Origin of the sequence: Streptomyces sp. NPDC044571 (assembly GCF_040647115.1) — a bacterium.
Lineage (GTDB): Bacteria > Actinomycetota > Actinomycetes > Streptomycetales > Streptomycetaceae > Streptomyces.
This window is the reverse complement of sequence record NZ_JBEZBN010000027.1, coordinates 65,325-78,170: the sequence shown is the minus strand read 5'-3', so window position 1 is coordinate 78,170 and position 12,846 is coordinate 65,325. Positions and strand designations below refer to the sequence as shown.

Below are 12,846 nucleotides of genomic sequence, written 5' to 3'. Positions count from 1 at the left end.
GCACCCAACGTCGCCGTCAAGGGCATTCCGTATCAGTGCGCACAGCGGTGCGCATCTGCGGCGACTTGCATCGGCAACTGCTCGGTCCCGTTCATGACCCCATCGTGACCCACCCCACTGACAATCGCCCTGACCTGCACGATCGAGCCCGGCGAGGCAGTTCGGAGCAACCGTCAGCTCTCGCCGCCGGCCGTCCTGCTCTCGCCGCCGGCCGTCCCGTCGCGGCTTTCTGACGAGCCGTCGCGGGCCGAGTCGTACCCGACGAAGTACGTGGGCCTGCGCTGCACGGCGGTGTAGATCCGCCCGATGTACTCGCCGAGCAGCCCGACGCAGATCAGCTGCACCCCGCCGAGGAAGAGCATCGCGACGAACAGCGAGGTCCATCCGGGGACCGTGCTGCCCACCAGGAAGATGACGAGGGTGACGGCGATCATCAGGAAGCAGGTGACGAAGCTGATCACGCCGAGCCAGGTCGCGAGCCGCAGCGGGGCGGCCGAGAAATTGGTGATGCCGTCGACGGCGAGGCGGATCATCTTGCTCAGCGGGTACTTGGTCTCGCCCGCCACCCGCTCGCCCCGCCGGTAGGTGACCTGGCCGCTGGGGAAGCCGAGCCACGGCACGAGCAGCCGGTAGACCTGGTGCTGGTCGGGAAGGGCCTTGAGGGCTTCCACGGCCTCGCGGCTGAGCAGCCGGAAGTCCCCGGCCTGCGCGGGCACCTGCTTGCCGACCATGCGGCGCATCAGCCAGTAGTAGGCCCCGGCGGTGCGGCGCTTGAAGCCGGTGTCGGTGCTGCGGTCGGAGCGGACGCCGTAGACGATGTCGAGGTGTTCGGCCCGGGCCAGCTCTAGCATCTCCGGGATCTTCTCCGGCGGGTCCTGGAGGTCGGCGTCGATGCTCGCCACGTACGCCCCGACGCAGCGGTGCAGTCCGGCCCGCAGGGCTGCCTGGTGACCGGAGTTGCCGCGCAGCCGCACGATGCGCAGTTGCGGCCAGCTGCTGTGGAGTTCCTGGAGGAGCCGGGCGGTGCCGTCGGTGCTGCCGTCGTCGACGGCGACGACCTCGTACGCGTCGGTGGTGGCGTCGAGTACGGGCCGCAGGCGGCTCACGAGGGCGGGCAGGGCCTCTTCCTCGTTGTACATCGGCACGATGACCGACAGGGTCGTGTCCGTGTTCGCGGCCGGCACTGGCACTGGTTCTTCCTGCCCGTCGGTTGGCCGGCTACCGGGACGCGAACGGAGCGTCGGTCGGGACGATCTCGCGGCCCAGCGGCAGCAGGGAGAGCGGCACCATCTTGAAGTTGGCGATGCCGAAGGGGATGCCGATGATCGTCACGCACAGGGCGATGCCGGTGACGATGTGGCTCAGGGCCAGCCACCAGCCCGCCAGGACCAGCCACAGGACATTGCCGATGCAGGAGGCCGCGCCCGCGTCCCGGCGCTCGACGGCGGTGTAGCCGAACGGCCAGAGGGCGTACACCGCGATGCGGAATGCGGCGATGCCGAAGGGGATGCCGAGGATGGTGATGCACAGGAGCACACCCGCCAGGCAGTAGCCCAGGAACAGCCAGACGCCGCTGAGGACGAGCCAAATGATGTTCAGGATGGTTTTCACTGACTGCGGCCTGCCATCTGTTCGAGCCGGGCGATGCGCTCGGCCATCGGAGGATGCGTGGAGAACATCTTAGAAAGGCCCTGGCCCGGGCGGAACGGGTTGGCGATCATCATGTGGCTCGCCGTTTCCAGCCGGGGCTCGGGGGGCAGCGGCAACTGCTTGGTGCCCGCGTCCAGCTTGCGCAGGGCGCCCGCCAGGGCGAGCGGGTCCCCGGTGAGCTGGGCGCCGGACGCGTCGGCCTCGTACTCGCGCGAGCGGCTGATGGCGAGCTGGATCACGGAGGCGGCCAGCGGCCCCAGGATCATGATCAGCAGCATGCCGAGGAGGCCGGGGCCCTCGTCGTCGTCGGACCGGCCGACCGGGATCAACCAGGCGAAGTTCACCAGGAACATGATGACGGAGGCGAGCGCTCCGGCGACCGACGAGATGAGGATGTCGCGGTTGTAGACGTGGCTCAGCTCGTGGCCGATGACCCCGCGCAGCTCGCGCTCGTCGAGGAGGCGCAGGATGCCCTCGGTGCAGCAGACGGCGGCGTTGCGCGGATTGCGGCCGGTGGCGAAGGCGTTGGGTGCGTCGGTCGGCGAGATGTAGAGCCGGGGCATGGGCTGGCGCGCGGACGTCGAGAGCTCGCGCACCATGCGGTAGAGCGCGGGCGCCTCGAACTCGCTGACGGGGCGGGCGCGCATCGCGCGTAGAGCCAGCTTGTCGCTGTTCCAGTACGCGTACGCATTGGTCCCGAGGGCGACGAGGACGGCCACGATCAGGCCGGTCCGCCCGAAGCGGCTCCCGATCAGGATGATGAGTGCGGACAGCCCGCCGAGGAGTACGGCGGTCTTCAGCCCGTTGTGCCGGCGGTGCACGGTGCGCCCTCCAAATGGTGCGGCAGGAAGACCCCCGTCGAGGATCCGAGGACACCTGGGGGTCTACGGTCCAGTGGAGCCTCCCTTCCTGGTCAACGCGAGGGGAGGGCGTCCGGTTCCCGGAGCGTGCCGGGCCCGCCGTCCGCCCCGGCCGGGGCCGGACGGGCGGCGGCGGGCGTTGCTCCGTACGGGGCAGGGCGTACGGAGGAGGGCATACGGGCCGCGGGCCTACGGGCGGACGGCGTACGGGCGGACGGCGTACGGGCGGACGGCGTCCGGGCCGGTGTACGAGCCGGTGTACGGGCTACAGCGGGAACAGGCTGCCCGCGGCGAAGCGCAGGACCAGCTGCGGGGCGCCGGACAGCACCACCGCGACGACGGCGGTGACCACGATCGCGGCGCCGACCGGCCAGGGCGTCTTCGCCGGGGCCGCGTCCGGGGCCGGGTGCTCCGGCGCGCGGAACAGCAGCGCGGTCCACCGCAGGTAGTAGTACAGGGCGATGACGACGTTGACCGCCATGACCACGGCCAGCCAGCCCAGGCCCGCGTCGACCGCGGAGCGGAAGACGGTGACCTTGGCGAACAGGCCGATCAGACCCGGGGGCAGCCCGGCCAGGCAGAGCAGGAAGAAGGCCAGCGCGAGCGCGGCGGCGGGGCGCTGCGCGTACAGCCCCCGGTAGTCGCTGATGCGGTGCAGCGGCTTCGTCCGGGCGACCAGGGCGGCCACGGCGAAGGCTCCGAGGTTCACGGCGGCGTACATGAGGGCGTACGCGACGGTGGAGCCGATCTGGTCCCGGTCGGAGTAGGCGGCGGCCGCGATCGGGACCAGCAGGTAGCCGGCCTGGCCGACCGAGGACCAGGCGAGCAGGCGTACGGCGCCGTGCGGCCGGTCGGCGGACTGGCGCAGGGCGGCGGCGTTGCCGAGGGTCATGGTGAGCGCGGCGAGGACGGCGAGGGCCGGACCCCAGATCTGCGCGTACGCGGGAAAGGCGACCACCGTGACCAGGATGAGGCCGGTGAAGCCGACGGCCTTGCCGATCACGGAGAGGTAGCCCGCGATGGGCAGCGGCGCGCCGACGTACGTGTCGGGCACCCAGAAGTGGAAGGGGACGGCCGCGGTCTTGAAGGCGAAGCCGACGAGGGTGAGCGCGACGCCCGCCATGGCGAGGGTGTCGAGCTGCCCGGGGACGTTTCCGAGGAGGACGGCGACCTGGCTGAGGTGCAGGGAGCCGGTGGCGGCGTAGACGAAGCTGACGCCGAGCAGGGAGACGGCGGTGGCCGTGACCGAGGACAGGAAGAACTTGAGGGCGGCCTCGGAGGAGAGCCGGTCGCCGCGGCGCATGCCGACGAGCGCGAAGGCGGGCAGCGAGGCGACTTCCAGGGCGACGATCAGGGTGGCGAGGTCGCGGGAGGCGGGCAGCAGGGCGGCGCCGGCGGCCGAGGAGAGCAGCAGGAACCAGTACTCGCCGGCCGGCATGCGCCCGTCGCGGATGCCGGTGACGGACAGCAGGGCGGTGACCAGCGCGCCGGCCAGGACCAGGAACTGGATGACGAGCGTGAAGTGGTCGGCGGTGTAACTGCACGCGCCGGGGTCGCCGATGAGGCAGAAGGTGGCGCGGTCGCCTGCCCTCAGCGGCAGCAGGAAGGCGGTGGCGGCGGCGAGGCCGGCCACGGAGACCCAGCCGAGCAGCGGCTTGCGCCCCTCGGGGACGAAGAGGTCGGCGACCAGGACGACGAGGGCGACGGCGGCGGTGAGGACCACGGGGGTGATCGCGAGCCAGTCGACGCTCTGGACGTACGTGGCGGTGGGTGCGGTTGCGGCGAGGGCCGTGTGCAGGGCCGTCATGCGTTGCCTCCGGCGAGGAGCTTGTGGACGGCCGGGTCGGTGAGGCCGAGGAGGACCGCGGGCCACAGGCCGGCGAGGACGGTGAGGGCGGCGAGCGGGGTCCAGGCGGCGAACTCGTAGTGCTGGACGTCCGCGAGGACGGGCGCGGGCCCGGCCTCGGACGGGCGGGGCGCCGCGGGGTCGCCCATGCAGACGCGCCGTACGACGATCAGCAGGTAGGCGGCGGTGAGGAGGGTGCCGAACGCACCGAAGGCCATGTACGTGAGGAAGGCCGGGCGGGACAGGCCCGCCGCCGGGTCGAACGCGCCGAACAGGGAGAGCATCTCGCCCCAGAAGCCGGCGAGGCCGGGCAGGCCGAGGGAGGCGACGGCGGCGAAGGCGAGGAGCGCGCCGAGGCGCGGGGCGCGGCCGTAGAGGGCGGCGCCGGTGGCTCCGGCGAGGGTGTCGAGGTCGGCGGTGCCGTAGCGGTCCTTGAGGGCGCCGACCAGGAAGAAGAGAAGGCCGGTGATCAGGCCGTGGGCGATGTTGGCGAAGAGCGCGCCGTTCACGCCGGTGGGGGTCATCGAGGCGATGCCGAGGAGGACGAAGCCCATGTGGCCGACGGAGGAGTACGCGATGAGCCGCTTGAGGTCGCCCTTGTTGCCCTTGCGGGCCAGCCACAGGCAGGCCAGGGAGCCGTAGACGATGCCGATGGCGGCGAGGGCGCCCAGGTAGGGGGCGAAGGTGTGCATGCCGCCGGGGGTGACGGGGAGCAGGATGCGGACGAACCCGTACGTGCCCATCTTGAGCAGGACGCCGGCCAGCAGGACGGAGCCGACGGTGGGCGCGGCGGTGTGGGCGTCCGGCAGCCAGCTGTGCAGCGGCCACATCGGGGTCTTCACGGCGAGGCCGATGCCGATGGCGAGAACGGCCAGGACCTGGGTGGTGTGGGTCAGTCCGCGCCCGTTGTCGGAGGCGAGTGCCACCATGTCGAACGTGCCGCTGTTCAGTCCGATCAGCAGCAGTCCGAGGAGCATGACCACGGATCCGAGGAGGGTGTAGAGGATGAACTTCCAGGCGGCGGCCTGCCGCTGAGCCCCGCCCCAGCGGGCGATGAGGAAGTACATCGGGATGAGGACCATCTCGAAGGCGAGGAAGAACAGCAGCAGGTCGAGGACGGCGAAGGTGGCGAGGGTGCCGGACTCCAGGACGAGGAGCAGCGCGACGAAGGCCTTGGGGGAGGGGCCTGCGGGGAGCTTGAAGTAGCTGTAGAGCGCGCAGAGGAAGAACAGCAGCGCGGTCATCAGGAGGAGGGGGAGCGAGATGCCGTCGATGCCGAGGTGGATCCGGACGTTCAGCGCCTGGATCCAGCTGATGTCGGTGGTCGCCTGGAAGCGGGCGGGGGCGTCGTGGTCGAAGCCGAGGGCGAGGGCGATCGCCGCGGCGAGGATCACGCCGGTCACGGTCACGCCGTGGCGCAGCACGGCCTGGTCGGGGCTCCTGCCCTTGAGACCGGGCGGGGGCGGCAGCAGGGCCGCGGCGGCGCCGAGGAGCGGTGCGGCCACGACGAACGCCAGAAGGAACTGCATCACGGACGGGCTGATATCGATCACGGCTGACTCTCGGCTCACGATCCGGCGTTGATGTTGGCGAGGACGGCGGTGGCGATCGCCAGGACCACGGCGCCGGCGAGCAGGGCGCTCAGGTAGCTCTGCACGTTGCCGGTCTGGGCGCGGCGTACGAGGCTGCCGAGCAGCCGGGGGCCGGTGCCCGCGCCGCGGACGTACGTGTCCACCACCTCGCGGTCGAGGAAGCGGACGAGGCCGGCGGCCGCCCGGACGGGACGGACGAAGAGGCGGTCGTAGACGGCGTCGAGGTGGAAGCCGTCGGCGGCGTGCCGGTGCAGCGGGCCCAGGAGCGCCCGACCGGGGTCGGGGGCGGGGCCGGCCGGGACGGCGGGGTGCTCGTGGGTGACCTCGGCGACCTCGGGGGTCTCGGCGGCGGACTCCGCGGCGGCGGTCGCGGCGGAGTCGGCGGCGGCGACGGCGGGCTGTTCGACACCACCTGCTCCGGCGCCGGTGACGGGCACGGCGGGGACTGCGGGCAGCTTGGCCGTGGCGCGCTGCCACAGGGCGTAGGTGAGGACCGCGCCGAGGACGGCGGCTCCGGTACCCAGGACTGAGGTGGTCACCGTCGGGCTGAGCTCGCGGCCGTCGAACCAGTCGGCGAGCGGGCCCGCGGCGAGGCCGAAGCCGACCGAGGGGATCGCGAGCAGCCACAGCACGCCGGTCATGGCGAGGGGCTCCCTGCCGTGGTCGGGGGCGGCGGCGCCCCGGCCGCGGAAGGCCATCAGCCACAGGCGGGCGGCGTAGGCGGCGGTGAGCAGGGCGGTCAGCACCCCGGCGGTGAGCACCACCCAGCCGGCGGCGGCCGGTGCGAGCCGTTCGTGCCCGGTGGCGGTGTGCTCGGCGGCGACGAGGACGGCTTCCTTGGAGAAGAAGCCGGCGAAGGGCGGGATGGCGGCGAGCGCGAGCAGCGCGATCGTCATGGTCCAGAAGGCGTCGGGGATGCGCTTGGCCAGGCCGTCCATACGGGACATGGCGGCCAGGGAGTTCGTACCGGCGGCGTGGATGATCACGCCGGCGCCGAGGAACAAGAGGGCCTTGAAGGCGCCGTGGGACAGGAGGTGGAAGACGGCGGCGCCGCGGTCGCCGACGGCCAGGGCGCCGGTCATGTAGCCGAGCTGGCCCACCGTGGAGTAGGCGAGGACCCGCTTGATGTCGTCCTGGGCGAGGGCGGCGAGGCCGGAGCCGACCATCGTGACGGCCGCCATGACGGCCATGACCAGCAGCGCGGCCCGGGAGGCCGTGAAGACGGGCAGGAGCCGGGCGATGAAGTAGACACCGGCGGCGACCATCGTCGCGGCGTGGATCAGGGCGGAGACCGGGGTGGGGCCCGCCATCGCGTCCGGGAGCCAGGTGTGCAGCGGGAACTGCGCGGACTTGCCGGCCACTCCGGCGAGCAGCAGGAGGGCGATCAGCGTCGGGTGGTCGAGCCCGCCCGCGGCGACGGTGCCCAGGATCCCGGTGATCCGGAAGGAGCCGGCGTCGGCGGCGAGCGCGAACAGGCCGATGAGGAAGGGGACGTCGCCGAGCTTGGTGACGAGGAAGGCCTTCAGGGAGGCGGAGCGGGCCGCCTCGGTCTCCCAGTAGTGCCCGACCAGGAAGTAGGAGCAGATGCCCATGATCTCCCAGCCGACCAGCAGCACCATCAGGTCGCCGGAGTAGACGACGAGCAGCATGGCGGAGGTGAACAGGGAGACCAGAGCGGCGTACGAGGGGTAGCGCGGGTCCTCGCGGAGGTACGCCGTCGAGTAGAGCTGGACGCAGGTCGCGACGACGCCGACGAGGACGGCCACCAGCGCGGCGAAGCCGTCGAGGTGCAGGGAGAGCTCGATCGGCACGGACCCGGTCGGGGTCAGCTCGGTGGCGGTGTCGATCGCCTTGCCGCCGCCCTGGCGCACGGCGACGAGCACGGCCAGTACGGCGGCGGCCAGGGTGGGCAGCAGCGCGAGGGGCCGGACGAAGCCGGGGGCGGTCCGGCCGAGCAGCAGGCCCGCCACAGCGCCCAGGAAGGGGAGGAGGGGGACGAGGACGGCGAGGGTCGTGGTGCTCACGCGGCGACCTCCGGCCGTGCTGCGGTCTCGTCGGCCGGGCCGGGGAGGCCTGGCTGGTCGGGTTCGCGGCCCTCGGCGGTGTCGCGCAGCTTGTCGACGTCCGAGGTACCGCGGTTGCGGTAGACCATCAGCACGATCGCGAGGCCGATGCCGATCTCGGCGGCGGCGATGGCGATGGTGAAGAGGGTGAGGGCCTGGCCGGCGTGCAGGGTGTCGCGCAGCCAGACGTCGAAGGCCACCAGGTTGAGGTTGACGGCGTTGAGCATCAGCTCGACGGACATCAGGACCAGGATGGCGTTGCGGCGGGCCAGTACTCCGTACAGGCCCGTGCAGAAGAGGAGCGCCGCGAGCACGGCGGGATAGGCGAGGTGCATCAGCGCTGGTGCCCCTTCTTGTCGTCGGGGCCGGCAGGGCCGCCGTTGCCGCCGTCGGCGGCGGGGTTGCGGCGGGAGAGCACGATGGCGCCGATCAGGGCCGCGAGCAGGAGGACGGAGAGCGCCTCGAAGGGCAGCACCCAATGCTGGAAGAGGATCTCCCCGGAGACCCTGGTGGAGCCCTGGGCCGGCCCGTCGAGGTCGATCCAGGTGGTGCGGAAGGCGTCGACGACGACCCAGACGAGCGCGGCGGCCGCGACGAGGGCGACGCCGAGCGCGACCCAGCGGTTGTTCGAGTCGGCGTCCGGGGAGCGGCCGATGGGGGCCTTGGTCAGCATCAGTCCGAAGAGGAGGAGCACGACCACGGAGCCGAGGTAGATCAAGACCTGGACCCAGGCGATGAACTCGGCGGTCAGCAGGAGGTACTCGACGGCGATGCCGCCGAGCGCGACGACCAGCCAGAGGGCGGCGTGCACGAGCTGGCGGGTGGTGACCGTGACGGCGGCCGCGCCGAGCGTGGCCAGGGCGACGAGGACGAAGGCGATCTCGACGCCGGTCGGCGAGAGGAAGCCGCTGCCGGCGCCCTGGGCGGCGGCTGCGAGGTGGGCGGTGAACATCAGGCGGCGCCTCCCGCCGGGTCCTCGGTACCGGTGCTGCCGGAACCGCCGGCCGGGTCGTTCGGGCCGGTGGCCTCGGCCGGGCCGGGGCGGCCCGTCGGGCCCGTGGCCTGGGCGCCCGGCCCGGGGTCCGGCTCGGGGGAGGTTGCGGCGGCCGCCGCGGCGGCGGCTTCGGCCTTCTCCGCTGCCTTGCGGGCGGCGGCGATCTCCTTGGGCTCCTCCGCGGCCGGATCCAGCGCGGGCGGGGCCGGTACGGTCCACATCCACTCGCGCAGCTTGTCGCGCTCGTGGGTGAGTTCCAGGATGTCCGTCTCCGCGTACTCGAACTCCGGCGACCAGAACAGGGCGTCGAAGGGGCACACCTCGATGCAGATCCCGCAGTACATGCAGAGGGAGAAGTCGATGGCGAAGCGGTCGAGGACGTTGCGGCTGCGCTCGCGGCCACCGGGGGTGGCGGCCGGGACCGTCTCCTTGTGGGAGTCGATGTAGATGCACCAGTCGGGGCACTCGCGGGCGCACAGCATGCAGACCGTGCAGTTCTCCTCGAACAGGCCGATGACCCCGCGGCTGCGGGGCGGCAGCTCGGGCTGCACGTCCGGGTACTGGGCGGTGTGCGAGCGCTTCGTCATCGTGCGCAGGGTGACGGCCAGGCCCTTGGCCAGGCCGGATCCGGGGATGGGCATTACAGGATCGCCACCTTCACGATGCCGGTGAGCGCGATCTGCGCGAGCGCGAGCGGGATGAGTGTGGTCCAGGCGAGCCTCTGGAGCTGGTCCTCGCGCAGCCGGGGGTAGCTGACGCGGAGCCAGATCACGAGGAAGGCGAGGATCGCGGTCTTCAGGAGGGTCCAGCCCCAGCCGCCGCCGAAGGGCCCCTGCCAGCCGCCGAGGAAGAGGACGGTGGTGAGGGCGCAGAGGACGACGATGCCGGCGTACTCGGCGAGCAGGAACAGCGCGAAGCGCAGGCCGGTGTACTCGGTGTACGCGCCGAAGATGATCTCGGAATCGGCGACGGGCATGTCGAAGGGGGGGCGCTGGAGTTCGGCGAGACCGGCGGTGAAGAAGACGAGGCCGCCGACGATCTGCCAGGGCAGCCACCACCACTCGAAGGCGTCGACGATGCCGGGCAGGGAGACGGTCCCCGCGGCCATGGCGACGGAGGCGGCGGCCAGCAGCATGGGCAGTTCGTACGCGAGCAGCTGGGCGGCGGTGCGCAGGCCTCCGAGCAGGGAGAACTTGTTCGCCGAGGCCCAGCCGGCCATCAGGCTGCCGAGGACTCCGACGCCCATGACGGCGAGGACGAAGAACAGCCCGGCGTCGATCACCTGGCCGACGGCACCCTTGCCGGGGCCGATGGGGATGGCGATCAGGACGAGGAGGTACGGGAGCAGGGCGACGGCGGGCGCGAGCTGGAAGATCCGGCGGTCCGCGTTGGCGGGGACCACATCTTCCTTCTGCGCGAACTTGACCCCGTCGGCGACGAGCTGGGCCCAGCCGTGGAACCCGCCGGCGTACATGGGGCCGAGGCGGCCCTGCATGTGGGCCATCACCTTGTGCTCGGTCTGCCCGACGACGAGCGGGAGCACGAGGAAGACGGCGAAGACGACGATCAGTCGCAGCGCGACGTCGAGGACGTCATTCACGCGTCGCCTCCGTTGTCGGGTTCGGATTCGGTGGTGGTCTCGGCGGGCTTCGCCTCGGGCTTCAGCTCGGGCTTCGGCTCCGGCGCAGCCGCGGGCTCGGCCGCGGGCTTCGGTTCGGTCTCGGGCGGGGGGCCGACCTTGGGGGTGGACTTCGGCTCGCCCAGAGGCCCGGGGTCGGCCGCGGAGCCGGGGCCCTCCCCGGGCTCCGGTTCCGGTTCCCGGTCCGCGAAGGCGGGCCGGGGGTTGTGCCAGGGGGCGTCCGCGCTGCGCGGGGCGGGGCGCCGGCCCGGCGCCACCGTGCGCCCGGGCGCCGGCTCCTGGCTCGCGGAGCCCTCTGCCGCCGAGCGGCTGCGGCGCGCCGGACGCGGAGCCTCCGCCTCCGGAGACACCGGGGCACCGGCCGCGGCACCCGCAGCCTCCGCCGCCTGGCTCGCCGAGCCCTCCGCCACCGAGCGGGCACGGCGCGCCGGGGCGCCCTCGCGCGGGGTGCGGGCCGGGGCGCCCGCGGCGCGCGGGGTGCGGGCCGGGCGGGCGGGGGCCGGGGGCAGCTGCCCCTTGAGGGGGCCCCAGTCGTTGGGGTCCGGGACGCCCGGGGGCAGCATCTGGCGGCGCTTCGGCGCGTCCGGGTCATGGGTCTCGCCGGGCTCCTTGGCCCCCGGCCAGGCCTTCGCGACCCGCGCGGCCAGCACGAAGTCCTTGCGCAGCGGATGCCCCTCGAAGTTCTCCGGAAGCAGGAGGGGAACCAGGTGCGGGTGGTCGGTGAAGACCACCCCGAACATCTCGTACGTCTCCCGCTCGTGCCATTCCGCGCCCGCGTAGACCGCGACGGCGGACGGCAGGGAGGGCGCGCCGTGCGGGACGGTCGTGCGCAGCAGGAGGCGGCGTACCCGGTGCTGTTCCAGCGCCGCCACGTGCGCGCAGATCCGGAAGCCGGTACCCGGCTCGTCCACCGCGCTCAGCCAGTCGAAGTAGGTGCAGCCCAGCTTGTCCCGAGCGATCTCCAGGGCCGGGATCCAGCTGCCGACGGGGACGTCGACCGTCAGGACGTCGTACGCGTACGAGGCCACCGCCTCCGCGCCGAAGACCGTGGCGGCGGCGTCCGGGAGGGTGTCGTACAGGTTCATGCGCCGGCTCCCGGTGCGGGCGGGGCCGTGACCAGGCCGCTGGTGAGCTGCGTGACGGAGGGTCCGGAGGCGTAGCGGTCCGCCAGCGACTCCCGGGCGATCTTCTCCTGGAGCTTGAGGATGCCCTGGAGCAGCGCCTCGGGGCGCGGCGGGCAGCCGGGGACGTACACGTCCACCGGGATGATCTGGTCGACGCCCTTGGTCACGGAGTACGAGTCCCAGTACGGGCCCCCGCAATTGGAGCAGGCGCCGAAGGAGATGACGTACTTCGGCTCCGGCATCTGCTCGTACAGCCGCTTGACGGCGGGCGCCATCTTGTCGGTCACCGTGCCCGAGACGATCATCAGGTCGGCCTGGCGGGGGCCGGGCGCGAAGGGGATGACGCCGAGCCGGATGAAGTCGTGGCGGGCCATGGACGCGGCGATGAACTCGATCGCGCAGCAGGCCAGACCGAAGTTGAAGACCCACAGGCTGTATCGGCGTCCCCAGTTGAGGATGACCTTCATCGGCTCCGGGGCAAGCCGGGAGAGCACTCCCAGGCGCTTGGGCTCGGGAAGCAGCTGCAGCTCGGGCTCGGGTGTCACGTCCATTCGAGGACGCCCTTCTTGTACGCGTAGAGCAGGCCGACGGCCAGGAAGCCCAGGAAGACGAACATCTCCACCAGGGTCGTGGCGCCGTAGCCGGCGACGGCGAACACGGTCGCCCACGGGAAGAGGAAGATCGAGTCGACGGCGAAGATGACGTAGAGGAACGCGTAGACGTAGTAGCGGACCTGGGTGTGCGCCCAGCCCTCGCCCACCGGGTCGACGCCGCATTCGTACGTCAGCAGCTTCTCGCGGGTCGGGACCACGGGCCGCAGCAGACGGCCCGCGCCGAAGGCGACGGCCACGAAGAGCACACCGAGGACGGCCAGCAGGCCGACGACCGAATAGCTCTCGAAATAGTCCGCTGCGAGCACGGTTACGGTCGATACCGTCGGGTCGGGCACGTCCGTTCCTCGCTCCTTGGCCGCTGTCGGTGATCTGGTACGGACGGGAGTCTAGGGCCTGGTCCCCGGGGGGTGGGGTTATCCCCCGTTCACTGCGGCCCGGCTCCCCCATGGCATGCACCTTGCGGA

Annotated in this window: 13 protein-coding genes; all 13 read right to left on the bottom strand. The window is 72.3% G+C overall.

The window, feature by feature from the left end; translation table 11 throughout:
* Positions 1-173: 173 nt before the first annotated feature.
* Positions 174-1,190: a glycosyltransferase family 2 protein gene (locus AB0B01_RS16855; RefSeq protein ID WP_361718839.1), complete on the bottom strand. Its 1,017-nt coding sequence runs from the start codon at positions 1,188-1,190 to the stop codon at positions 174-176.
* Positions 1,191-1,218: 28 nt separating this feature from the next.
* Positions 1,219-1,611 carry a YccF domain-containing protein gene (locus AB0B01_RS16850; RefSeq protein ID WP_361718836.1) on the bottom strand — a complete coding sequence of 131 codons (393 nt, stop codon included), beginning with the start codon at positions 1,609-1,611 and terminating at the stop codon, positions 1,219-1,221.
* Positions 1,608-2,471: a zinc metalloprotease HtpX gene (htpX, locus tag AB0B01_RS16845; RefSeq protein ID WP_361718833.1), complete on the bottom strand. Its 864-nt coding sequence runs from the start codon at positions 2,469-2,471 to the stop codon at positions 1,608-1,610. The genes AB0B01_RS16850 and htpX overlap by 4 nt, the downstream gene beginning before the upstream one ends.
* 304 nt (positions 2,472-2,775) lie before the next feature.
* Positions 2,776-4,317, bottom strand: coding sequence for an NADH-quinone oxidoreductase subunit N (locus AB0B01_RS16840; RefSeq protein ID WP_361718830.1), 1,542 nt, complete (start codon positions 4,315-4,317; stop codon positions 2,776-2,778).
* Positions 4,314-5,885, bottom strand: coding sequence for an NADH-quinone oxidoreductase subunit M (locus AB0B01_RS16835; RefSeq protein ID WP_361718827.1), 1,572 nt, complete (start codon positions 5,883-5,885; stop codon positions 4,314-4,316). Before AB0B01_RS16835 ends, AB0B01_RS16840 begins: the two co-directional genes overlap by 4 nt.
* A gap of 38 nt (positions 5,886-5,923) precedes the next feature.
* Positions 5,924-7,972 (bottom strand): NADH-quinone oxidoreductase subunit L, encoded by a 2,049-nt coding sequence (locus tag AB0B01_RS16830; protein ID WP_361718824.1) that lies wholly within the window; start codon positions 7,970-7,972, stop codon positions 5,924-5,926.
* Positions 7,969-8,346, bottom strand: coding sequence for an NADH-quinone oxidoreductase subunit NuoK (gene nuoK, locus AB0B01_RS16825; protein ID WP_361718821.1), 378 nt, complete (start codon positions 8,344-8,346; stop codon positions 7,969-7,971). The genes AB0B01_RS16830 and nuoK overlap by 4 nt, the downstream gene beginning before the upstream one ends.
* The gene (locus AB0B01_RS16820) at positions 8,346-8,963 is read right to left on the bottom strand and encodes an NADH-quinone oxidoreductase subunit J (RefSeq protein ID WP_361718818.1); all 618 of its coding nucleotides are present in this window, start codon (positions 8,961-8,963) and stop codon (positions 8,346-8,348) included. The genes nuoK and AB0B01_RS16820 overlap by 1 nt, the downstream gene beginning before the upstream one ends.
* Entirely contained in the window at positions 8,963-9,646 is a 684-nt protein-coding gene (locus tag AB0B01_RS16815; RefSeq protein WP_361718815.1) for an NADH-quinone oxidoreductase subunit I, read from the bottom strand. The genes AB0B01_RS16820 and AB0B01_RS16815 overlap by 1 nt, the downstream gene beginning before the upstream one ends.
* A complete protein-coding gene (locus tag AB0B01_RS16810; RefSeq protein WP_361718813.1) occupies positions 9,646-10,605 on the bottom strand; it encodes a complex I subunit 1 family protein in 960 nt (319 codons plus the stop codon). The genes AB0B01_RS16815 and AB0B01_RS16810 overlap by 1 nt, the downstream gene beginning before the upstream one ends.
* Positions 10,602-11,729 (bottom strand): NADH-quinone oxidoreductase subunit C, encoded by a 1,128-nt coding sequence (locus AB0B01_RS16805; protein ID WP_361718810.1) that lies wholly within the window; start codon positions 11,727-11,729, stop codon positions 10,602-10,604. The genes AB0B01_RS16810 and AB0B01_RS16805 overlap by 4 nt, the downstream gene beginning before the upstream one ends.
* Positions 11,726-12,319, bottom strand: a complete 594-nt coding sequence (locus tag AB0B01_RS16800) for an NADH-quinone oxidoreductase subunit B family protein (RefSeq protein WP_361718807.1) — start codon at positions 12,317-12,319, stop codon at positions 11,726-11,728. The genes AB0B01_RS16805 and AB0B01_RS16800 overlap by 4 nt, the downstream gene beginning before the upstream one ends.
* The gene (locus AB0B01_RS16795; RefSeq protein ID WP_361718804.1) at positions 12,310-12,717 is read right to left on the bottom strand and encodes an NADH-quinone oxidoreductase subunit A; all 408 of its coding nucleotides are present in this window, start codon (positions 12,715-12,717) and stop codon (positions 12,310-12,312) included. Before AB0B01_RS16795 ends, AB0B01_RS16800 begins: the two co-directional genes overlap by 10 nt.
* Between the last annotated feature and the right edge of the window lie 129 nt (positions 12,718-12,846).